The sequence below is a fragment of the Brevundimonas guildfordensis genome (assembly GCF_014836405.1).
In the GTDB taxonomy this organism is placed as follows: Bacteria; Pseudomonadota; Alphaproteobacteria; order Caulobacterales; family Caulobacteraceae; genus Brevundimonas; species Brevundimonas guildfordensis.
On the sequence record NZ_JACSQU010000001.1, the window covers coordinates 708386 to 729046 of the forward strand.

General features: G+C 65.5%; 23 protein-coding genes. 7 read left to right on the plus strand and 16 right to left on the minus strand.

Going from position 1 to position 20661, the window contains the following annotated elements; genetic code table 11:
* From catC to pcaD, 6 genes are all read left to right on the plus strand, one after another.
* Positions 1-291 (plus strand): muconolactone Delta-isomerase, encoded by a 291-nt coding sequence (gene catC / locus H9656_RS03430; protein WP_191742852.1) that lies wholly within the window; start codon positions 1-3, stop codon positions 289-291.
* Positions 292-340: 49 nt separating this feature from the next.
* The gene (gene catA / locus H9656_RS03435) at positions 341-1261 is read left to right on the plus strand and encodes a catechol 1,2-dioxygenase (RefSeq protein ID WP_191742853.1); all 921 of its coding nucleotides are present in this window, start codon (positions 341-343) and stop codon (positions 1259-1261) included.
* Positions 1262-1331: 70 nt separating this feature from the next.
* On the plus strand, positions 1332-2042 hold the full coding sequence (locus tag H9656_RS03440; RefSeq protein WP_191742854.1) for a CoA transferase subunit A: 711 nt from the start codon (positions 1332-1334) through the stop codon (positions 2040-2042).
* Positions 2042-2704 (plus strand): 3-oxoacid CoA-transferase subunit B, encoded by a 663-nt coding sequence (locus tag H9656_RS03445; RefSeq protein WP_191742855.1) that lies wholly within the window; start codon positions 2042-2044, stop codon positions 2702-2704. The genes H9656_RS03440 and H9656_RS03445 overlap by 1 nt, the downstream gene beginning before the upstream one ends.
* Positions 2701-3906 (plus strand): 3-oxoadipyl-CoA thiolase, encoded by a 1206-nt coding sequence (gene pcaF, locus H9656_RS03450; protein WP_191742856.1) that lies wholly within the window; start codon positions 2701-2703, stop codon positions 3904-3906. The genes H9656_RS03445 and pcaF overlap by 4 nt, the downstream gene beginning before the upstream one ends.
* Positions 3906-4691 carry a 3-oxoadipate enol-lactonase gene (pcaD, locus tag H9656_RS03455; protein WP_191742857.1) on the plus strand — a complete coding sequence of 262 codons (786 nt, stop codon included), beginning with the start codon at positions 3906-3908 and terminating at the stop codon, positions 4689-4691. The genes pcaF and pcaD overlap by 1 nt, the downstream gene beginning before the upstream one ends.
* Before the next feature lie 195 nt (positions 4692-4886).
* Here the strand turns inward: pcaD and gcvA are convergent, their stop codons facing one another.
* From gcvA to lipA, 16 genes are all read right to left on the minus strand, one after another.
* Positions 4887-5843 carry a transcriptional regulator GcvA gene (gene gcvA, locus H9656_RS03460; protein WP_191742858.1) on the minus strand — a complete coding sequence of 319 codons (957 nt, stop codon included), beginning with the start codon at positions 5841-5843 and terminating at the stop codon, positions 4887-4889.
* 1 nt (position 5844) lies between these two features.
* A complete protein-coding gene (locus tag H9656_RS03465) occupies positions 5845-6846 on the minus strand; it encodes a cysteine synthase A (RefSeq protein WP_191742859.1) in 1002 nt (333 codons plus the stop codon).
* A gap of 66 nt (positions 6847-6912) precedes the next feature.
* The gene (gene lpdA, locus H9656_RS03470; protein ID WP_191742860.1) at positions 6913-8319 is read right to left on the minus strand and encodes a dihydrolipoyl dehydrogenase; all 1407 of its coding nucleotides are present in this window, start codon (positions 8317-8319) and stop codon (positions 6913-6915) included.
* 2 nt (positions 8320-8321) lie between these two features.
* Positions 8322-8801 (minus strand): glutathione peroxidase, encoded by a 480-nt coding sequence (locus H9656_RS03475; protein WP_191742861.1) that lies wholly within the window; start codon positions 8799-8801, stop codon positions 8322-8324.
* 15 nt (positions 8802-8816) lie between these two features.
* Positions 8817-10094 carry a pyruvate dehydrogenase complex dihydrolipoamide acetyltransferase gene (locus H9656_RS03480; protein WP_191742862.1) on the minus strand — a complete coding sequence of 426 codons (1278 nt, stop codon included), beginning with the start codon at positions 10092-10094 and terminating at the stop codon, positions 8817-8819.
* Positions 10094-10411: a DUF5076 domain-containing protein gene (locus H9656_RS03485; protein WP_191742863.1), complete on the minus strand. Its 318-nt coding sequence runs from the start codon at positions 10409-10411 to the stop codon at positions 10094-10096. Before H9656_RS03485 ends, H9656_RS03480 begins: the two co-directional genes overlap by 1 nt.
* On the minus strand, positions 10408-11763 hold the full coding sequence (locus H9656_RS03490) for a pyruvate dehydrogenase complex E1 component subunit beta (RefSeq protein ID WP_191742864.1): 1356 nt from the start codon (positions 11761-11763) through the stop codon (positions 10408-10410). The genes H9656_RS03485 and H9656_RS03490 overlap by 4 nt, the downstream gene beginning before the upstream one ends.
* A gap of 3 nt (positions 11764-11766) precedes the next feature.
* Positions 11767-12795, minus strand: coding sequence for a pyruvate dehydrogenase (acetyl-transferring) E1 component subunit alpha (gene pdhA, locus H9656_RS03495; RefSeq protein ID WP_191742865.1), 1029 nt, complete (start codon positions 12793-12795; stop codon positions 11767-11769).
* 113 nt (positions 12796-12908) lie between these two features.
* A complete protein-coding gene (locus tag H9656_RS03500) occupies positions 12909-13229 on the minus strand; it encodes an FtsB family cell division protein (protein WP_191743734.1) in 321 nt (106 codons plus the stop codon).
* Between the two features lie 153 nt (positions 13230-13382).
* Complete coding sequence (gene eno / locus H9656_RS03505) at positions 13383-14660, minus strand: phosphopyruvate hydratase (protein WP_191742866.1); 1278 nt, start codon at positions 14658-14660, stop codon at positions 13383-13385.
* A 77-nt stretch (positions 14661-14737) separates the two neighbouring features.
* Positions 14738-15343, minus strand: a complete 606-nt coding sequence (locus H9656_RS03510; protein ID WP_191742867.1) for a hypothetical protein — start codon at positions 15341-15343, stop codon at positions 14738-14740.
* A gap of 108 nt (positions 15344-15451) precedes the next feature.
* Entirely contained in the window at positions 15452-15634 is a 183-nt protein-coding gene (rpmF, locus tag H9656_RS03515) for a 50S ribosomal protein L32 (protein ID WP_024352840.1), read from the minus strand.
* A gap of 114 nt (positions 15635-15748) precedes the next feature.
* Positions 15749-16312 (minus strand): sugar O-acetyltransferase, encoded by a 564-nt coding sequence (locus tag H9656_RS03520; protein WP_191742868.1) that lies wholly within the window; start codon positions 16310-16312, stop codon positions 15749-15751.
* Positions 16309-17427 (minus strand): NAD(P)/FAD-dependent oxidoreductase, encoded by a 1119-nt coding sequence (locus tag H9656_RS03525; RefSeq protein ID WP_191742869.1) that lies wholly within the window; start codon positions 17425-17427, stop codon positions 16309-16311. The genes H9656_RS03520 and H9656_RS03525 overlap by 4 nt, the downstream gene beginning before the upstream one ends.
* A gap of 4 nt (positions 17428-17431) precedes the next feature.
* The gene (locus H9656_RS03530) at positions 17432-17884 is read right to left on the minus strand and encodes a type II toxin-antitoxin system RatA family toxin (RefSeq protein ID WP_191743735.1); all 453 of its coding nucleotides are present in this window, start codon (positions 17882-17884) and stop codon (positions 17432-17434) included.
* Between the two features lie 4 nt (positions 17885-17888).
* Complete coding sequence (gene lipA, locus H9656_RS03535) at positions 17889-18863, minus strand: lipoyl synthase (protein ID WP_191742870.1); 975 nt, start codon at positions 18861-18863, stop codon at positions 17889-17891.
* A 217-nt stretch (positions 18864-19080) separates the two neighbouring features.
* On the opposite strand from lipA, the gene H9656_RS03540 reads away from it, so the two are divergent.
* Positions 19081-20637 carry an AMP-binding protein gene (locus H9656_RS03540; RefSeq protein ID WP_404821551.1) on the plus strand — a complete coding sequence of 519 codons (1557 nt, stop codon included), beginning with the start codon at positions 19081-19083 and terminating at the stop codon, positions 20635-20637.
* Positions 20638-20661 lie beyond the last annotated feature (24 nt).

Sequence of the window (20661 nt, forward strand, 5' to 3'; positions counted from 1 at the left end):
ATGCTGTTCCACGTCCGCATGGATGTCCGCATCCCCGTCGACTACGACCCCCAACGCGCCGACGAGCTGAAGCGGATCGAGCGCGAGCGCGCCCAGGACCTGCAGCGGCAGGGCAAGTGGCGGCACCTGTGGCGCATCGCCGGCCAGTATTCGAACTTCAGCGTCTTCGACGTGTCTGACGTGCAGGAACTGCACGACATCATCAGCACCCTGCCGCTGTTCCCCTTCATGGACATCGAGGTCGCGCCGCTGTGCCGGCACCCGTCGTCGATTCATGACGACGACCGTTGAGGCCGTCGGAACTCCCCAAAACGCAGAACAAGTCAGAGAGGAAATGAAAATGACCGAACGCCTGATCGACACCGCCGAAGTCCAGGCCCTGCTCGACAAGCTGAGCGGCGCTGACACCGTCAGCGGCGCCCCCCGTCTGAAGGCCATCGTACGCCGCGTGGTTGGCGATCTGTTCGCCACCATCGAAGAGTTCGACATTTCGGACGACGAGTTCTGGCAGGCGCTGAACTACGCCTCCGCCGGCGCGCAGGAGTACGGCCTGTGGGCCGCCGGCCTGGGCGTGGAGCGCTTCCTCGACATTCGCGCCGATGCGCGCGATGCCGCCGACGGCGTCGTGGGCGCCACCCCGCGCACCATCGAAGGCCCGCTGTATGTGGCCGGCGCCCCGGTCGAGCATGGCTACGCCAGACTGGATGACGGCGAAGACAAGGGTCAGTTGCTGTTCATGCACGGCCAGGTGCGCGACGTGGACGGCAAGGCGCTTCCCGGCGCCAAGGTCGAGGTCTGGCACGCCAATACGCTGGGCAACTACTCCTACTTCGACAAAACTCAGAGCGACTTCAACCTGCGCCGGACCATCGTCACCGACGCGGAAGGCCGCTATGCGTTCCGTTCGATCATGCCGTCAGGCTACGCCTGCCCTCCGGGCGGCTCGACTGAAGGCATCCTGAAGCAGTTGGGACGTCACGGTAATCGCCCTGCGCATATCCACTTCTTCGCCTCGGCCGACGATCACCGCCACCTGACGACGCAGATCAACATCGACGGTGATCCCTATCTGCGCGACGACTTCGCCTACGCCACGCGCGAGGATCTGATCCCGGCCTTGACCCATCGCGAAGGCGGCGAACCGGCTGAGAAATACGGCCTGGACGCCCCCTATGCCGACATCGAGTTCGACTTCGTGCTGCTGCCGACCAAGGTCGAGGCTGAAGAGGAAGTGTCGCACCGTCCGCGCGCGGCGGCCTGATCGCACGCTTTCGGCGAGCGTCCGACCGCGGGCGCTCGCCGTCCTGTTCCCGATGAGCCAGGAGTTCCGAATGGCCAGCAAAATCTATCCTTCGCCCAAGGCGGCGCTGGAGGGGGTCCTGTTCGACGGCATGACCATCATGTCCGGCGGCTTCGGCCTGTCGGGCAATCCCGAAAGCCTGATCCCCGAGATCCGCGCTGCGGGGGTGAAGGATCTGACTGTCATCTCCAACAACGCCGGGGCTGACGGCTTCGGCCTGTGGATGCTGCTGGAAAGCCGCCAGATCCGGAAGATGATCTCGTCCTACGTCGGCGAGAACAAGCTGTTCGAGAGCCAGTTCATGTCGGGCGAACTGGAGCTTGAGCTGAACCCGCAGGGCACCCTGGCCGAGCGCATCCGCGCTGGCGGGGCGGGCATCCCGGCCTTCTACACCAAGACCGGCGTCGGCACGGTCGTGGCCGAGGGCAAGCCGGTCGAGGAGTTCGACGGCGAGCTCTATGTGCGCGAGCGCTGGCTGCGCGCCGACCTGTCGATCATCAAGGCCTGGCGCGCCGACCCCGAGGGCAACCTGCAGTTCCGCAAGACCGCGCGCAACTTCAACCCAAATATGGCCACGGCAGGCCAGATCACCGTCGTCGAGGTGGAAGAGATCGTCGAGGCCGGGACCTTTGATCCGGACCAGGTGCACACGCCCGGTGTGTTCGTCGACCGCATCGTGCTGTCGACCATCAACGAGAAGCGCATCGAGAAGCTCACCACGCGCGAAAGGGAGGCTTCGTAATGGCCGAGACCAAGACCGGCTGGAGCCGCGACGAGATGGCCGCCCGCGCGGCGCGCGAGTTGCAGGACGGCTTCTACGTCAACCTCGGCATCGGCATCCCGACCCTGGTGGCGAACCACATTCCCGAGGGCGTCCACGTCACCCTGCAGTCCGAGAACGGCATGCTGGGCATGGGTCCGTTCCCGTATGCCGACGAGGTCGATCCCGACCTGATCAACGCCGGCAAACAGACGATCACCGAACTGCCGACCTCCAGCTTCTTCAGCTCGGCCGACAGCTTCGCCATGATTAGGGGAGGGCACATCGACCTGACCGTCCTGGGCGCCATGGAAGTGGCCGCCAACGGCGACATCGCCAACTGGACCATCCCCGGCAAGATGCTGAAGGGCATGGGCGGGGCCATGGACCTGGTCGCGGGCGTCAAGCGCGTTGTGGCGGTGCTGGAGCACGTCAACAAGCACGGCGAGCCCAAGATCCTGGAACGCTGCACCCTGCCGCTGACCGGCCAGGGCTGTATCGACCTGATCATCACCGACCTGTGCGTCCTCGCCGTCGACAAGAAGAAGGGCGGCCTGACCCTGCTGGAGCTGGCCCCCGGCGTGACCCTGGAAGAGGTGCGCCAGAAGACCGGCGCGGCCTTCGATGCGGGAGAGTTCGCATGACCTCCGCGTTCATCTGCGACGCAATCCGCACCCCGATCGGCCGCTACGGCGGCGCGCTGGCCTCGGTGCGTGCGGACGACCTGGCGGCCCTGCCGATCCGGGCCTTGATGGCGCGCAACGCCGCGCTGGACCCCGCCGCGATCGAGGACGTGATCCTGGGCTCGGCCAACCAGGCGGGCGAGGACAACCGCAACGTCGCCCGCATGGCCGCGCTTCTGGCGGGCATGCCGGACAGCGTCGGCGGCAACACTGTCAACCGCCTGTGCGCCTCGGGCCTGCAGGCCGTGGGCGACGCGGCGCGCGCCATCCGCTCCGGTGACGCCGACCTGATGCTGGCCGGCGGGGTCGAGAGCATGAGCCGCGCGCCCTTCGTCCTGCCCAAGGCCGAGACCGCTTTCTCGCGGTCGGCGCACATCTACGACACCACCATCGGCTGGCGCTTCGTGAACCCGGCGATGAAGGCGGCCTATGGCGTCGACTCCATGCCGGAGACCGGCGAGAACGTCGCCGACGACTACGGCGTCAGCCGCGCCGATCAGGACGCCTTCGCCGTCCGCAGCCAGCAGCGCGCCGCCGCCGCCCAGGCCTCCGGTTATTTCGCCGAGGAGATCGTCCCGGTCGAGATCGCGGGTCGCAAGGGCGCCGTCAACGTGGTGGAGGCGGACGAGCATCCACGCCCCGACACCACCCTGGAGACCCTGGCCAAACTCAAGCCCATCGTCCGCCCCGACGGCACGGTGACGGCGGGCAACGCCTCGGGCGTCAACGACGGCGCCGCGGCCATGATCATCGCCTCCGAGGCGGCCGCCAGGGCCCAGGGCCTGACCCCGCGCGCCCGCATCATCGGCATGGCCTCGGCGGGCGTGGCCCCGCGCGTCATGGGCGTCGGTCCCATCCCGGCGACGCAGAAGCTGATGGCCCGCCACGGCCTGAGCATCGACCAGTTCGACGCCATCGAGCTGAACGAGGCCTTCGCCTCGCAAGGCCTGGCCGTGCTGCGCGGCCTGGGCGTGGCCGACGACGATCCGCGCGTGAACCCCAACGGCGGCGCCATCGCGCTCGGCCATCCGCTCGGCATGTCGGGCGCGCGCATCCTCATGACCCTGGTGCATCAGCTGGAGAAGACCGGCGGGCGTTACGGCCTGGCCACCCTGTGCGTCGGCGTGGGGCAGGGGCTGGCGGTCGCGGTGGAGCGGGTCTGATGGCTGAGGTCCAGACTTTCGCCGCCGACGACGGCTGCCGGATCGCCTATCGCTTTGACGGACCGGAGAGCGCGCCGGTGCTGCTGCTGTCCAACTCGCTGGGCACGACGATGGAGATGTGGGCGCCGCAGATGGCGGCCTTCACCCAGCGCTTCCGCGTGCTGCGCTACGACAGCCGGGGCCACGGCCAGTCCGACTCGCCCGCCGGCGCCTATTCCATGGACCGGCTGGGCCGCGACGCGGTGCTGCTGCTGGACGCCGTCGGCGTCGAGCGGGTGGACTTCTGCGGCCTGTCCAAGGGCGGCATGGTCGGCCAGTGGCTGGGCGTGCGCGCCCCCGAACGGATCGGCAAGCTGATCCTGGCCAACACCTCGGCCTATATGGGCCCGCCCTCGGGCTGGCAGAACCGCATCGAAGGCGTGCTGAGAAACGGCATGGGGCCGCTGGCCGAAGCCTCCATCGCCCGCTGGTTTACCCCGGACTTCCCGTCGCGCGCGCCCGAGGCCGTGGCGCCGATCCGCGAGATGTTGCTGGCGTGCGATCCGTCCGGTTACGCCGGTTGCTGCGCCGCCATCCGCGACATGGACCTGCGCCCCACGGCTGCCCTGATCCTCCCGCCGACCCTAGTCATCGCCGGGTCGCAAGACCCTTCGACCTCGGTCGCCGACGGCCGTTGGCTGGCGGATAGAGCCAAAGACGGACGACTGGTCGAATTGGACGCCGCTCACCTGTCTAATGTGGAGCAGGCACAAGCCTTCGCCGACATTGTCCTGGACTACCTCTAGAGGGCCGTCTGGCGGCCTGGCGCGCCCGCTACTCGATGACATGGGGTTCGATCCCGACTTGGCAGATCGGGGCCAAGGCGTTCAGCGACGTCGAGTAAGCGGGGCTGTGATGGATGACCAAGTCCATTAGGACCCTGGAGCCTGCGCGTCTGTATTTCGCATAATATATCTTAGGCGATTTTTGCTTTTGGCTCGCTACAGGTCATCGACACCGGCATCGGCGGCCGCACGGACCTCTTCCTTGAGCCACGCAACGAATGTGCGAGCAGCCGTTGTGGCGCCGCTGCGCTTGATCAGGACGTGGTACGCGAAGTCTGTGCTCAAGGCGCCGTCGGCGAACGGCGCGACCAGCCGACCCGCCGCTAGGTCGTCAGCGACGAAGGCGTATGGGGCCAGCGCCACGCCTTGACCATGAGCGGCCGCTTCAATCGCCAAGGCTGTCTGATCAAAGCGCGGACCGGCCTGAACGTCGATGTCAGTCAAGCCGCGCGCCTTAAGCCAGGCGCTCCAGTCAGGCCGCGGTTCCTCCAGTTCGCTGGGTCGCAGGTGGATCAGCACATGATCCCCCAGATCCGCTGCTTTTCTTAGCGGTTTCGCACCCACCGTGAGGCTCGGAGCGCAAACCGGCGTTACGTCGGCGTTCAGCAGATATTCGGATCGCACGCCTGAATAGTCGCCCCGGCCGTAACGCACCGCGACATCGACCCGGCCCCCGCTGACGTCAGCCAGGCGCATGTCGGCCGACATCCAGACCTCGATCTCGGGATGCGCTGCCGAAAAGCGCGCAATGCGCGGCGCCAACCACTTGGCGGCGAAGGACGGCGGCACGCTGATCGACAGGGCGTGGCGACGCTCTGGGCGATAGAGCAGGTCCCCTGCCCGTTTCAGATAGTCGAAACCGTCGCGCAGCAGAGGATAGAGTTCGGCGCCGAGTTCAGTCAGGGCGATCTGGCGCCCCTCACGATGGAACAGCGGCGCTCCGGCGTGTTCTTCCAGGATCCGGATCTGCTGGCTGATCGCGCCGGGCGTGACGGACAATTCCTCGGCCGCGCGCGTGATATTCAGGCGTCTGGCGGCCGCCTCAAACGCTTTCAGCGCGTTGAGCGGCGGGATGCGGCTTTCCTGGGCGGAGGGGGTCTTGCGGCGCGTCATCTCAGCTCATCCACTGGGGCGCGGGCAGGTTTCGAGCGGCCAGGAAGGCAGGGTCATAGATCTTGCTGCCGTAGCGTTGGCCGGAGTCGCACAGCACCGTCACGATGGTGTGGCCTGGGCCAAGATCGCGGGCCAGTCGGATGGCGCCGGCGATGTTGACGCCGCTGGACGGGCCAAGCGACAGGCCTTCTTCTCTCACCAGGTCGAACAGGATCGGGAGGAACTCAGCGTCCTCGATACGATAGGCGTGATCCACCGACAGCCCTTGCAGATTGCCCGTGATGCGGTTGACGCCGATGCCCTCGGCGATGGAGGTCCCCTCGCCTTTCAACACGCCATCGGTGAACCAGCTATAGAGCGAGGCGCCCGGCACGTCGGCCAGGCCGACGCGGACATCCGCGCTACGCTCGCGCAGATAGGCGGCCGTGCCTGCAAGGGTACCGCCCGAACCGACGGCGCAGATGAAGGCGTCGACACGGCCGTCGGTCTGCTTCCAGATTTCCGGGCCAGTGGCTTCATAGTGGGCCAGACGGTTGGCCTGATTATCGAACTGGTCCGCATAGAAGGCGCCGTTCGGTTCGTTTTCGTTCAGTTCTTCTGCAAGACGGCGTGAAAAGTGGACGAAGTGGTTGGGGCTGGCGAAGGGCGCCGGGTCGACCTCGATCAGTCGTGCGCCATGAAGGCGGACGGCGCGCTTCTTTTCCTCGGTCTGGGTGCGCGGCATGACGATGACGACGGGGTGGCCCAGGGCCGCGCCCACAAGCGCTAGGCCCACGCCCGTGTTGCCGGCCGTGCCTTCGACAATTGTCCCGCCGGGTCTGAGAGCGCCGGACGCCCGCGCGGCCCGGATGATGCTGAGCGCGGCGCGATCCTTGATCGAGCCGCCGACGTTCAGAAACTCGGCCTTGCCCAGAATTTCACAGCCCGTCGCTTCCGAGGCGCGCTTCAGGCGCACCAGAGGCGTGTTGCCGATCAGGCCAAGGACGTCAGGCGCGACAATCATGGAAAATCCGAACCGTGGGGAGGAACACCCCTCTTAGCCACAGTTCAGATTTTCTAACAACCGGCCTTAGATATGGATGACGCGTCCATAGGCGTCGAGCGCGGCCTCGTGCATGGCCTCGGACATGGTCGGGTGCGGATACACGATGCCGTGGATGTCTTCCTCGGTCGCTTCCATCGTGATCGCGGTCACATAACCCTGGATCATCTCGGTGACGTCGGCGCCGATCATGTGAGCGCCGATCAGGGCGCCGGTCTTGGCGTCGAAGATGACCTTGACGAAACCTTCGGTCTCGCCCGCCGCGATGGCCTTGCCGTTCACCTTGAAGGGGAAGCGGCCGATCTTGACCTCGCGCTTCTCGGCCTTGGCGCCCTGCTCCGTCACGCCGACGGAGGCGACCTGAGGCTGGGCGTAGGTGCAGCCCGCGATGGGCGAATTGACGTTCGGCGTCTTGTAGCCGGCGATATGCTCGGCGGCGTGGATGCCTTCGTGCGAGGCCTTGTGGGCCAGCCAGGGCGCGCCGGCGCAGTCGCCAATGGCGTACAGGCCCTTCACATTGGTCTGGCAGTGGCTGTCGGTCTTGATGTGGCCGCGTTCCAGTTCGACGCCCAGCGCTTCCAGGCCGATGCCGTCGGTGTTGGCGGTGATGCCGACGGCCGAGATGCAGACCTCGGCCTCCAGGCTTTCGACCTTACCGTTGACTTCAAGCTCGACCTTCACGCCTTTGGAATCCTTGGAGACCTTCGTCACCTTGGCGCCAAGCTTGAACTTAATGCCGCGTTTTTCGAAGCCCTTCTGAGCGGCCTTGGAGACCTCCTCGTCTTCGACCGGCATGATGCGGTCGACGGCTTCCACGACCGTCACCTCGGCGCCCAGGGCCCGGTAGAAGCTGGCGAACTCGATGCCGATAGCGCCCGAACCGATGACCACGAAGGTCTTGGGCAGCTTCTTCGGCGCCAGCGCGTCGCGATAGGCCCAGATCTTGTCGCCGTCGGCCTCAAGCCCGATCTGCGGCAGGGCGCGGGCGCGCGCGCCGACGGCCAGCATGACCGACTTGGCTTCGATGGTGCGTGAACCGCCCGCCTTCAGAGCCACGACGACCTTCGGCGCAGCCGCGCCTTTCTCGAGCTTGGCTTCGCCCTCGATAACCTCGATCTTGTTCTTCTTCATCAGGAAGCCGACGCCCTGATTCAGCTGTTTGGCCACGCCGCGCGAGCGCTGGATGATGGCGTCGAAATCGAACGTCGCGCCGGAAGCCGACAGACCGTAGTCCTTCAGGTGGCTCAGGCTCTCGAACTTCTCGCCGGACTTGAGCAGCGCCTTGGTGGGGATGCAGCCCCAGTTCAGGCAGATGCCGCCGAGGTTCTCGCGCTCGACGATGGCGACCTTCTGGCCCAGTTGGCTGGCGCGGATCGCCGCGACGTAGCCGCCGGGGCCCGAGCCGATGACGACGAGATCAAATTCAGCAGCCATGATCAGATCAACTTTTCGATGTCGGCCTTGATGGCCTCAGGTTCAGTCTGGGGCGAATAGCGCGCGACGACGCGGCCTTCGCGGTCGGTCAGGAACTTGGTGAAGTTCCACTTGATGGCGCGCGAGCCGAGGAATCCCCTCTTTTGCTCCGTCAGCCAGGCGTACAGGGGGTGGCGTTCCGGCCCGTTGACATCGACCTTGTCGAACAAGGGGAAGGTCACGTCGAAGCTGCTGGCGCAGAAGGCGGCGATTTCCGCCGCCCTGCCCGGCTCCTGCTGGCCGAACTGATTGCAGGGAAAGCCCAGCACTTCGAACGGCGCGTCGATCAGATCGCGATGCAGCTTCTCCAGCCCGGTGTACTGGCCGGTGAAGCCGCATTTCGACGCCGTATTGACGATCAGCAGCGCCTGACCGCGAAAGCGGTCCAGCGACACGTCCGCGCCATCGATGGCCCGGGCGGAGAAGTCATAGACGGATGCCATGACCTCTCGGCTCCCTTAAGCCAGCATCGCCACGGGATCTTCGATCAGCGGCTTGAACGCCTGCAGGAGGCGAGCGCCCGTCGCGCCGTCGACCACGCGGTGATCGCAGGTCAGGGTGACGGTCATGACCGTGGCCACGGCCAGTTGGCCGTCCTTGACGACCGGGCGTTGTTCGCCGGCGCCCACGCTCATGATGCAGCCCTGCGGCTCATTGATGATCGAGGTGAACTGCTTGATGCCGAACATGCCCAGGTTGGACACGGAGAAGGTGCCGCCCTGGAACTCTTCCGGCTTCAGCTTGCGCTCGCGGGCCCGCTTGGCCAGGTCCTTGGACTCGGTCGCGATCTGGGCCAGGCCCTTGGTTTCGGCCTTGCGGATGATGGGCGTGATCAGGCCGCCGTCGATCGCCACCGCCATTGAGACATCGGCGTTGTGGTGCATGGCGATGCCTTCGGGCGTGTAGGAGGCGTTGGCCTCCGGCACCATCTTCAGGGCAAGCGCAGCGGCCTTGATGACGAAGTCGTTTACGGAGACCTTGATCCCCTGCGGCTCCAGCATCTTGTTGACCTTGGCGCGGACGGCCATCAGCTGGTCGATCTCGACGTCGATGAACAGCGGGAAGTGCGGCACGTTCTGAACGCTGTCCACCATGCGGCGGGCGACGGCCTTCTTCATGCCGTCCAGCGGAATCAGGTCGTAGGTTCCGTCCGCGATGCCCATCTGAGCGAGCGACAGAGCCTTGCGCGGTTCAGCCGAGGTCGCGGCCGTAGCAGCGGCGGCCGGTTGAGCGCCGCCCTTGCCCGCGGCTTCCACGTCGCGCTTGACGATGCGGCCATGCGGACCGGTGCCCTTGACGGTCTTCAGGTCCAGACCGGCCTGGGCGGCCAGGCGGCGCGCCAGCGGCGAGGCGAAGATGCGTCCGCCGTCGTCGGACTTCGGGGCGGCCGGAGCAGCTTCAGCCTTGGGAGCCTCAACCTTGGGAACTTCCGTCTTCGGCGCTTCAGCCTTGGGGGCCTCGGCCGGAGCGTCAGCCTTCTTGGGCGCGGGCGCCACGGCGTCGCCGGACAGGCGGGCGATCGGCGTATTGACCTTCACGCCCTCCGAGCCTTCCGGCACCAGGATTTCGAGCACTTCGCCTTCATCGACGGCTTCGACTTCCATCGTCGCCTTGTCGGTCTCGATTTCGGCGATCACGTCGCCGGCCGAGACGGTGTCGCCGACCTTCACGTGCCACTTGGCCAGCACGCCCTCTTCCATCGTCGGAGACAGGGCGGGCATCAGGATATCGGTCATCAGGCGTTCCCCGCTTGCGGTGAAACCGGCTCGGCGACGGTGCGGACGTTGTCGGCCTTGATCACCTCGCTGAGCCCTTGAAGGATGCGGTCATAGGCGGCCTTCTCATTGTGGCCGTGACGCACGGCGTAGCCATGCGCCATGTGGCGCGCGGCATAGGCCAGCAGTTCCCCGAACTTGATGGGGTCGGCGAAGGCAGGCTTCACCGACATCACCGGCTCGTTGTTCGACCACCACATGCGCAGCAGCTCGACCGCGTCGGCGTCAGCAGCGACGCTGTCCGGCACGGCCAGTTCGAACTCTACGGCCTCTGTCACGCCATCACCTTCTTCACGGCGGCGACGATCTTGTCGACGCCCGGCAGCGACAGGGCTTCCAGGTTGGCGGCGTAAGGCAGCGGCACGTCTTCCTGGTGCACGCGCAGCGGCGGGGCGTCCAGGTAGTCGAAAGCGTGCTCGATCACGCGGGCGACCACTTCGGCGCCGACGCCCATCGGCCCCCAGCCCTCTTCGGCCGAGACCAAGCGGTTGGTCTTCTTGACGCTCTCGACGATCGTCTCGTGGTCCAGCGGACGCAGGGTGCGAATGTCGACGACCTCGACCGAAATACCCTCGCCGGCCAGTTGTTCGGCGGCCTGCAGGGCGAAGCCGACCATGCGGCTGTGGGCCGTAATGGTGACGTCCGTACCTTCGCGGCGGACCTTGGCCTTGCCGATCGGCACGACGTAGTCCTCGACGTCCGGAACGTCGAACTCCAGGCCGTACATCATCTCGTGTTCGAGGAAGACGATCGGGTTCGGATCGCGGATCGCAGCCTTCAGCAGGCCCTTGGCGTCGGCGGCGTCATAGGGCGCCACGACCTTCAGGCCCGGAATTTGAGCGTACCAGGCGGAATAGTCCTGGCTGTGCTGGGCCGCCACGCGCGAGGCGGCGCCGTTCGGGCCGCGAAACACGATGGGACAGCCCATCTGGCCGCCCGACATGTACAGGGTCTTGGCCGCCGAGTTGATGATGTGGTCGATCGCCTGCATGGCGAAGTTCCACGTCATGAACTCCACGATCGGCTTCAGGCCCGCGAAGGCGGCGCCGACGCCCAGGCCGGCGAAGCCGTGCTCGGTGATCGGGGTATCGACCACGCGGCGGTCGCCGAATTCCTGCAGCAGGTCGCGGCTGACCTTATAGGCCCCCTGATACTGGGCGACTTCCTCGCCCATCAGGAAGACGTTCTCGTCGCGGCGCATTTCTTCGGCCATCGCGTCGCGCAGGGCGTCGCGGATGGTCGTCTTGACCAGCTTGGCGTCAGCCGGGATTTCCGGATCGCGCAGTTCGACCTTGGGCTTCACTGGAGCGTCGGCAGGCGCGCCTTCGGCCTTGGCCTCAGGGGCGGCGGCCGGAGCAGCCTCGGCCTTGAGCGCAGGCGCAGCAGCGCCGTCTTCGCCGGCCAGACGCGCGATCGGCGTATTGACCTTCACGCCTTCAGAGCCCTCGGCCACCAGGATTTCGAGGACTTCGCCCTCATCGACGGCTTCGACTTCCATCGTCGCCTTGTCGGTTTCGATCTCGGCGATCACCTGACCGGCCGACACGACGTCGCCAGCCTTGATGTGCCACTTGGTCAGCGTGCCCTCTTCCATCGTGGGGGACAGCGCCGGCATCAGAATGTCCGTCACGTATCAGGCCTCCACGTAGACGTCGGTGTAGAGCTCGGACGGATCCGGCTCAGGGCTCTCTTGAGCGAACTGCACAGCTTCGGCCACGATGGCCTTCACTTCGTTGTCGATCGCCTTCAGCTCTTCCTCAGTCGCCTTGGCGGCGGCCAGAAGCATCTTGATGTGGTCGATCGGGTCGCGGGTCTTCTTGACCTCGTCCACCTCTTCCTTGGTCCGGTATTTGGCCGGATCGGACATGGAGTGGCCGCGATAGCGGTAGGTCTTCACTTCAAGGATGTAGGGGCCTTCGCCGGCGCGGGCGCGGGCCACGGCGCGGGCTGCGGCGTCACGCACGGCCAACACGTCCATGCCGTCCACCTGTTCGCCCGGAATGCCGAAGCTGGAACCGCGCTGATAAAGCTCGGTCGTCGAGGACGAGCGTTCGATGCTCGTGCCCATGGCGTACTGGTTGTTCTCGATGATGTAGATGGCCGGCAGCTTCCAAAGCTGGGCCATGTTGAAGCTCTCGTAGACCTGGCCCTGGTTGGCCGCGCCGTCGCCGAAATAGACGAAGCTGACCGAGTCGTCGCCGCGATACTTGCCCGCAAAGGCCAAGCCGGTGCCCAGCGCCACCTGGGCGCCGACGATGCCGTGACCGCCGTAGAAGCCGGTCGGCACGTCGAACATGTGCATCGACCCGCCCTTACCGCGCGCCGAACCGCCGATGCGGCCGGTCAGTTCGGCCATGACCTCATTGGGATCCATGCCCGCGGCCAGCATGTGGCCGTGGTCGCGATAGCCGGTGATGATCTTGTCGTAGCCCTGCTTGACGCTCTCCTGAACGCCGACGGCCACGGCTTCCTGGCCGATGTACAGGTGGCAGAAGCCCCCGATCAGGCCCATGCCGTACAGCTGGCCCGCGCGCTCTTCAAAGCGTCGGATCAGGACCATCTCGCGATAGAAACGCAGCAGGTCTTCCTTGGAAGCCTGAGGCGTATTCGGAATCTTGTCGCCCGCGCTGGGCGAGTTTTTCTGAGCGGCGGCTTTCGCCATCCGGCATCTCCCGGCTTACACCCCTGTATCAGGGACTCTTATCGTTACGGAAAGGGGGTTTAGCAGCCTTCGTTCCCGAAACGCAAAGCAGCCGGCTATGCTGTAACAATAGTTCAGGAGGCGCGGGTCGCCTCAGCGCTCTGTCCTGCGGGACCGTTCAGCCGAACGACGTAGTCGCGCGGGTCGGCGAAGCCGATCACCGCCCTCGCCCGCTCTTCCAGCAGGTCCCTGGAGAGACTCTCGGTACGCAAATAGCGGACACGCACTTCCAGATCCTGACGCTGCTCATTCAGCCGCGTTAGCTGAGACTGGCGCTTGGACAATAAAGCGTCGCGTTCTGAACCGCTTAGCAGGCCGCGCTCACCCGTCAGGGCCTGAACGCCCAGATAGGCGATCAGCAGCAATAACAGCACTGTCGGCAGGTATGGCTTCATCTGCTCGGGCAAAACGGACGCTCCTTCTGAGCGCGCACAAACACGGTGACCTATCAGTGACCGAAAATGCCTAACGAACCGTAGCTTGGCCGTAATTGCGAACGCCGCCCCCGAGGTTCGGAGGCGGCGCCCGGCACATCTTCGTGATGAGGCTTATTTCAGCAGCATGCCGTCGCCGAAATAGGCGGCCTGGTCGCCCAACATCTCTTCGATGCGCAGCAGTTGGTTGTACTTGGCCGTCCGATCCGAACGGGCCAGCGAGCCGGTCTTGATCTGACCGCAGTTGGTCGCCACGGCCAGGTCGGCGATGGTCGCGTCCTCGGTCTCGCCCGAACGGTGCGACATGACGGCAGTGTAGCCGGCGCGGTGGGCCATATCGACGGCGTCCAGGGTCTCGGACAGGGTGCCGATCTGGTTGACCTTGATCAGGATGGAGTTGGCCAGGCCCTCGCCGATGCCCGCGGCCAGACGGCGCGGGTTTGTCACGAACAGATCGTCGCCGACCAGTTGGACGCGGTCGCCCAGACGATCCGTCAGCAGCTTCCAGCCGTCGAAGTCGTCCTCGGCGCAGCCGTCCTCGATCGAGACGATCGGGAAGCGCTCGACCAGGTCGGCCAGGTAGTTGACCATGCCCTCGGCGTCGAAGGACTTGCCCTCGCCGACCAGCTCATACTTGCCGTCCTTGAAGAACTCGGTCGAGGCGACGTCCAGCGCCAGATGGAAGTCCTCACCCGCCAGATAGCCGGCTGCCTGACCCGCCTTGGTGATGAAGGTCAGGGCTTCGTCGGCTGAAGCCAGGTTCGGGGCGAAGCCGCCCTCGTCGCCGACGTTGGTGTTGTGACCCGCGTCCTTCAGCGCCTTCTTCAGGGCGTGGAAGATTTCGGCGCCCATGCGCAAAGCTTCCGAGAAGTTCTCGGCGCCCGTCGGCATGATCATGAATTCCTGGATGTCGATCGGGTTGTCGGCGTGGGCGCCGCCATTGATGATGTTCATCATCGGCGTCGGCAGGATGCGGGCCGAGACGCCGCCGATATAGCGGTGCAGCGGCAGACCGGCCGAAATGGCGCTGGCCTTGGCCACGGCCAGCGAGACGCCCAGCATGGCGTTGGCGCCAAGGCGCGACTTGTTCTCGGTGCCGTCCAGTTCGATCAGCGCCTCGTCGATGCGGCGCTGGTCCTCGGCGTCCATGCCCGAAAGGGCGTCGAAAATCTCGCCGTTGACGGCGTCGACCGCCTTCTCGACGCCCTTGCCGCCCCAGACATCCATATCGCCGTCACGCAGCTCAACAGCTTCGTGAGCGCCAGTCGAAGCGCCCGACGGCACCGCCGCGCGACCAAAGCTGCCGTCCTCCAGGACCACGTCCACCTCAACCGTCGGATTGCCCCGGCTGTCGAGAATCTGGCGGGCGACGATATCGACGATGTCGGTCATGAAGACACTCTGTAGTGAATGGAGGTTGTCGGAGGCGTTTAGCCTGACCGTGCGGATTATCCAACCGCCGCAAACGATCAGGAGCATCCCTCGACGTACTGGATGCTGGGCCCGCCGGCGTGGATGAAGGCGACCTTGCCGTCCTGGCCGATCTCGAAGTTTAAGCCCCGCGCTGCAGGGTCCGTAACGTAGCCGGACGAGGTGGAACCCCTGCTCAACCAAGTCGTCACGTAGCCAGCCGGCGCATCCTGATATTTGTGAGGCGTAACTTCAGCGGCGGAGCCGTAGCGAGCCTTCAGCTGCTCGCCGTCAAAGCCCACACCGATGCCGTCCTCGGTCTTCACGTCCGATCCCCTGATCGCGGTCAACCGAGTGAGGACACCCTTCTCCAGCATGACAAGAACCCCCTTGGGGCCACGAGGGGGCTGATACTGGCGACATTCAGAAGGCTCTGCGTCAGCGACATTTGCGGGAGCCGGTCCGACAGCGGCGTCCACCTCGGCCTGAGACATGCCGATTCGCAGCGGCCCGTAGCCCTGGGGCGTCAGCACATCCGCTGCAGCCGTGGGGGCCACGGGAGCTGGGACGGGAGGCTCGGATTCGGGCGTTTGGGCGACTTCCGGCGCGTTGCAAGCGGCCAGGGCCAACAGGGCGACAGACGTCAGGACGGCATTGCGGATCATGTGAGCGCTCCGGTGTATGATCCCCCCATAACGCACGAAAACGGCGCGCGATGTCATCGCGCGCCGTCAAAACTCTCGCCCGGCCGAAGCCGGTGTACCCTGGAAGACTTAGTCTTCCTGCTGGGTCAGGACCTGACGGCCTTTGTACATGCCGGTCTTCAGGTCGATGTGGTGCGGACGACGCAGTTCGCCGGTGTCCTTGTCTTCGACATAGGTGTTGGCGCCCAGGGCGTCATGAGCGCGACGCATGTTGCGACGCGAGGGGGAAGTTTTGCGCTTCGGAACGGCCATGTCCGTCTCAATCTCTAAGTCGGTGCGCCGGTGAAGACGCGAAAACAACAGCGGCGGCCCCCCGATAAGAGCCGCCACGCGAGGGCGGGCTTATGCATGAAGACGCAACCGATTTCAAGGGTGTCCGTCGGATGGCAGCCGCTTGATGATCTTTGCGGGATTTCCGACCACGACGACATCGGATGGGACGTCTTTGGTCACGACCGAGCCAGCGCCGATCACGACCCGATCTCCGACCGTCACCCCGGCCAGGATGATGGCGCCGCCGCCGATCCAGACGTCGTTTCCCAAGCGGATCGGACGGGCGCTTTCCAGGCCGGAACGCCGCTGGGTCGCATCCAGCGGATGTTCGGGCGTCAGCAACTGTACGCCGGGGCCGCACTGGAAATCATCGCCGATGATGATCTCGGCGCAGTCGAGGAAGACGCTGTTGGCATTGACGAAGGCGCGGGCGCCAAGGTGGATGTTGGCCCCATAGTCGCAAAAGAACCCCGGCATGATCACGGCGCGACCGTCGCCCGCGCGAACCAGCGTGTTCACCAGCAAGCGCCGCTTCTCGTCGTCCGGCTCCTGACTGATTCGCATGGTGAGGCCGACCGCTCGTGCGCGGGCGGCCGTCAGCTCGGCATCGCTGGGATCATAGGCCAGGCCGGCCAGCATCTTCTCGCGTTCGGTCATGTTTGGACCAGGCTCTGAGCGACGGCTTCGCCAATGGCCAGCGAACTGGTCAGGCCCGGGCTTTCGATACCGAACAGGGCCATCAGCCCTTCCAGTCCGTGACGGGCCGCGCCATGCAGCTGGAAGTCCGGCTGGGGCTCCCCTGCCCCGTGCAGCTTGGGTCGTATACCAGCGTAGTCAGGCGTCAGCCGCTCGACCGTCACCCCGGGCCAGAAGCGACGGATGTATCGCGCGAACTCCTCGGCCTTGGCCGGATCGACCGAATAGTCCTCGGTCTCGACATAGGCCAGGTCGGGGCCGAACACGCCCTGCCCGCCCAGGTCCTTGCGATAATGGGTGCCCAGCGCGCCGGGAATCGGCGGCGGATAGATCAGTCGGTTGAACGGCGCCGCGCCGGTCAGGCGGAAATAGACGCCCTTGCCAAGATGGCGCGCGGGAACATCGGCCGCCGGATAGCCCTCGATTAGGCCCGCGACTTCCTGAGCCGACAGGCCGGGAGCCGTGACCAGAAGACGGCTGGTCAGAGCCATAGCCCCCTCCCCGCCCACCCGGATCGAGAATCCGCCGCCTGGAAGAACCTCCGCTCCCTCAAACGGCGCTGAGACGACAACCGCGCCGCCCGCGTCTTCGATCTCGCCCTGCAGGGCCAGCATATAGCCGTGACTGTCGAACACCCCGCTCTCGGGCGACAGTATGGCGGCATGGGCGTTCAGCTCTGGTTCCAGCGCCCGCGCCTGGGCGCCGGTCAGGTGCTCCAGGTTTTCCACGCCATTGGTCGTCGCTTGCTGGAAGATGACCTCTATGCGTTCGACTTCGGCGTCTTCAGTCGCCACGACCAGCTTGCCGCATTTCCAGTGATCGACCTTGCGGCTCTCAAGGAAATCATAGAGCGCCCGCCGGCCCTCGACGCAGAACTTCGCCTTCAGCGAACCGGTCGGATAGTAGAGCCCGCCGTGGATCACCTCGGAATTGCGCGAAGAGACGCCCTGACCGATGTGCGGCTCCTTCTCCAGAACCAGCACTGACAGGCCACGTCGCGACAGTGCCCGCCCGCAGGCCAGACCCACAGCCCCCGCGCCTACGACCGTCGCATCGAAGTCGAAAGGCGCGGCCATGGTCCTACCTCTTGCCGTACAAGGCCTTGGCGCGGCCCTCGAAACACTGGATCAACTTATCGACCGCACGGTCGAAGTTGGCACGAAGCATCATGTCCAACATGCGCGACTTGAAGGCGAAGTCGATGGAGAACTCCAGCCGCGTCCCTTCCGGATGCGGATGGAACTCCCACCGGTTCTTCAGGTGCTTGAACGGCCCGCGGATCAGCCCAACCTCGACCTTGGGCGCGTGAACGTCGTGGCGCACCCAGGTCGCGAACTTCTCGGTCAGGAAGGCGAAGCCGACCCCGGCCTCTGCATCCAGCAGATGCACGCCTGGAGCCTCGTCGCGCTCGTTCCAGACGCGCATGGAACTGATCCACGGCACGAAAGCGGGATAGGCGCGCACATCCGCCACGAGGGCGGCGAGTTGTTCCGGCGCATAGGGCAGGATGCGCGTTACGCGGTGAACGGCCAAAGGATCAGCGGCCGTTCCGGGATGACAGCTGAGCATCGCGCGCCGCCTTAAGTCGGGCGAAGTCGTCGCCCGCGTGGTGCGACGAGCGCGTCAGCGGCGAGGACGACACCATCAGGAAGCCCTTGGCCCGCGCGATCGCCTCATAGGCCTTGAACTCTTCCGGCGTGACGAAGCGGTCGATCGGCGCGTGCTTGCGCGTCGGCTGCAGGTACTGGCCGATGGTGATGAAGTCGACGCCGGCGGACCGCATGTCGTCCATCACCTGCATGACCTCTTCCTTGGTCTCGCCCAGGCCGACCATGATGCCGGACTTGGTGAACTGGTTCGGGTCGCGCTCCTTGACCATCTGCAGCAGGCGCAGGGAGTGGAAGTAGCGGGCGCCCGGCCGGATCTTCAGATACAGGCGCGGAACCGTCTCGAGGTTGTGATTGAAGACGTCGGGCGTGGCGTCGATCATCACCTCGGCCGCGCCGTCCTTGCGCAGGAAGTCAGGCGTCAGGATTTCGATGGTGGTCTTCGGCGCCTGAAGGCGGATCTGGCGCACCACTTCGGCGAAGTGGGCGGCCCCGCCGTCGGACACATCATCGCGGTCCACGGAGGTGATGACGACGTGGTTCAGGCCCATCTGCTGGACAGCCAAGCCTACCTTGGCCGGCTCTTCCGGGTCCAGCGCCTGCGGCAGGCCGGTCTTGACGTTGCAGAAGGCGCAGGCCCGCGTGCAGGTGTCGCCCATGATCATCAAGGTGGCGTGCTTCTGGCTCCAGCACTCGCCGATGTTCGGGCAGGCCGCCTCTTCACAGACCGTCACCAGCCCCTTGGAGCGCACGATCTCCTTGGTCGCATTGTACTGGCCCGAGCCGGGCGCCTTTACGCGCAGCCAGTCAGGCTTTTTCAGCACGACCGAATCCGGCCGGTTCTGCTTTTCCGGGTGACGAAGCTCGGAAGGCTTCTTCTGCAAGGTGTCGATCAGCGTGACCATTGTTGGTGGTCTGAATCCTGTTTTCGAGGGCGGCCGGATTTCCGATGCTATGTCGGACTTCCGTGGTGCAAACGCAAGGCACACTGCGTTTCAGTCCGGCGTCGGAACAGCATCACGAGGCGTTACGCATCTTTTCAAGCCGACCTTACGTCACTAGGTTCCGGCCTCTTGTAACCGAGAGGGCCATCATAGAGCCCTCCGAAGGAGGACGTGCTTGCTGCGGGCAGCCCTGGATCCCAAGGTCTATGAAGAGACCCTGTTCGACGCGCTGGTCGATGCGCGCGCCCGCTACGGCGACAAGGAGATTCTGGAGGACCAGGATCGCCACCCCCTGACCTATACAGGCCTGATCCGCGCCGCCTTCGTGCTGGGCCGCAAGATCGCCAGACTGACGAAACCGGGCGAGCGTGTCGGCGTGCTGCTGCCGTCCAGCGCGGGCGTGGTGGTGACCTTCTTCGCCCTGCACGCCTTCGGCCGGGTGCCGGTCATGCTGAACTTCACCTCGGGTGAGGCCAATCTGAAGGCGGCGCTGAAGACGGCGGGCGTGAAGAAAATCCTGTCGGCCAAGCGCTTCGTCACCCAGGCCAAGCTGGACGATCTGATGGAGGGCCTGAGCGAGGTCGCCGAGATCGTCTGGCTGGACGACATACGCAAGACCATTGGCCTGGCCGACAAGCTGTACGGCCTCAGCGCCGGCATGGCGCCCAAGCGGTTCCGCGTGAAAACCGATCCGGACGCGGCGGGCGTGGTCCTGTTCACCTCCGGCAGCTTCGGCGCGCCCAAGGGGGTAGTGCTGAGCCAGAAGAACCTGGTCGCCAATGCGCGCCAGGTGGCGGCCCACATCGACCTGGATCCCGACTGGGTGATGTTTAATCCGCTGCCGACCTTCCACTGCTTCGGCCTGACCGGCGGGGTGCTGCTGCCGCTGCTGCAGGGTCTGAAGGCGTTTGAATATCCCTCGCCGCTGCACGCCAAACAGATCACCGACCTGCTGCCTCAGGTGAAGGCGTCGATCCTGTTCGCCACCGACACCTTCCTGAACCAGTACGCGCGCGTGGCCGAGCCCGGCGACTTCGCCACCCTGAAGTTCGCCGTCGCTGGAGCCGAAAAAGTGCGCGAAGAGACCCGCGCCGCCTTCGACGCCAAGTTCGGCGGTCTGACTCTGCTGGAAGGCTATGGCGCCACCGAAGCCGCGCCGGTCGTGGCCGTGAACCATCCCGACCGCAACCGGCCGGGCACGGTCGGTCAAATCCTGCCGGGCATGGAGTATCGGATCGAGCCGGTCGAAGGCATCGCGGTCGGCGGCCGTCTGTTCCTGCGCGGGCCGAACGTGATGGAAGGCTACATCTCGCCGAACGACCCGGACAACCTGGAGCCTCTGGCTGATGGATGGCACGACACGGGCGACATCGTCGACATCGACGCCGAGGGCTACATCACCATCCTTGGCCGGGTGAAGCGCTTCGCCAAGATCGGCGGCGAGATGGTGTCCCTGACCGCTGTTGAAGGCATGGCCGGCGCCGTCTGGCCGACCGGCCATCACGCTGTAGTCGCCATCCCTGACAGCAAGAAGGGCGAGCGCCTGGTCCTGGTCACCGACGTCGCCGGGGCCGAGGTCGCCCAACTGACAGAATGGGCCCGGAGCAACGGAGCGCCCGAACTGGCCGTGCCCAAGAGGATTATCAAGGTCGACAGCATCCCGGTCCTGGGCACCGGCAAGACCGACTACGTGACCATCCAGAAGCGGGTTGAAGACGAGGTGAAGGGGGCCTGACAAGGCGCTTGCCGTTCGCCGCCA

What these genes read in the sequence shown, in the direction of transcription:
- catC (WP_191742852.1), top strand. Translation starts at nt 1, where the DNA reads ATGCTGTTCCACGTCCGCATGGATGTCCGCATCCCCGTCGACTACGAC.
- catA (WP_191742853.1), top strand. Translation starts at nt 341, where the DNA reads ATGACCGAACGCCTGATCGACACCGCCGAAGTCCAGGCCCTGCTCGAC.
- H9656_RS03440 (WP_191742854.1), top strand. Translation starts at nt 1,332, where the DNA reads ATGGCCAGCAAAATCTATCCTTCGCCCAAGGCGGCGCTGGAGGGGGTC.
- H9656_RS03445 (WP_191742855.1), top strand. Translation starts at nt 2,042, where the DNA reads ATGGCCGAGACCAAGACCGGCTGGAGCCGCGACGAGATGGCCGCCCGC.
- pcaF (WP_191742856.1), top strand. Translation starts at nt 2,701, where the DNA reads ATGACCTCCGCGTTCATCTGCGACGCAATCCGCACCCCGATCGGCCGC.
- pcaD (WP_191742857.1), top strand. Translation starts at nt 3,906, where the DNA reads ATGGCTGAGGTCCAGACTTTCGCCGCCGACGACGGCTGCCGGATCGCC.
- gcvA (WP_191742858.1), bottom strand. Translation starts at nt 5,843, where the DNA reads ATGACGCGCCGCAAGACCCCCTCCGCCCAGGAAAGCCGCATCCCGCCG.
- H9656_RS03465 (WP_191742859.1), bottom strand. Translation starts at nt 6,846, where the DNA reads ATGATTGTCGCGCCTGACGTCCTTGGCCTGATCGGCAACACGCCTCTG.
- lpdA (WP_191742860.1), bottom strand. Translation starts at nt 8,319, where the DNA reads ATGGCTGCTGAATTTGATCTCGTCGTCATCGGCTCGGGCCCCGGCGGC.
- H9656_RS03475 (WP_191742861.1), bottom strand. Translation starts at nt 8,801, where the DNA reads ATGGCATCCGTCTATGACTTCTCCGCCCGGGCCATCGATGGCGCGGAC.
- H9656_RS03480 (WP_191742862.1), bottom strand. Translation starts at nt 10,094, where the DNA reads ATGACCGATATCCTGATGCCCGCCCTGTCTCCGACGATGGAAGAGGGC.
- pdhA (WP_191742865.1), bottom strand. Translation starts at nt 12,795, where the DNA reads ATGGCGAAAGCCGCCGCTCAGAAAAACTCGCCCAGCGCGGGCGACAAG.
- H9656_RS03500 (WP_191743734.1), bottom strand. Translation starts at nt 13,229, where the DNA reads ATGAAGCCATACCTGCCGACAGTGCTGTTATTGCTGCTGATCGCCTAT.
- eno (WP_191742866.1), bottom strand. Translation starts at nt 14,660, where the DNA reads ATGACCGACATCGTCGATATCGTCGCCCGCCAGATTCTCGACAGCCGG.
- H9656_RS03510 (WP_191742867.1), bottom strand. Translation starts at nt 15,343, where the DNA reads ATGATCCGCAATGCCGTCCTGACGTCTGTCGCCCTGTTGGCCCTGGCC.
- rpmF (WP_024352840.1), bottom strand. Translation starts at nt 15,634, where the DNA reads ATGGCCGTTCCGAAGCGCAAAACTTCCCCCTCGCGTCGCAACATGCGT.
- H9656_RS03520 (WP_191742868.1), bottom strand. Translation starts at nt 16,312, where the DNA reads ATGACCGAACGCGAGAAGATGCTGGCCGGCCTGGCCTATGATCCCAGC.
- H9656_RS03525 (WP_191742869.1), bottom strand. Translation starts at nt 17,427, where the DNA reads ATGGCCGCGCCTTTCGACTTCGATGCGACGGTCGTAGGCGCGGGGGCT.
- lipA (WP_191742870.1), bottom strand. Translation starts at nt 18,863, where the DNA reads ATGGTCACGCTGATCGACACCTTGCAGAAGAAGCCTTCCGAGCTTCGT.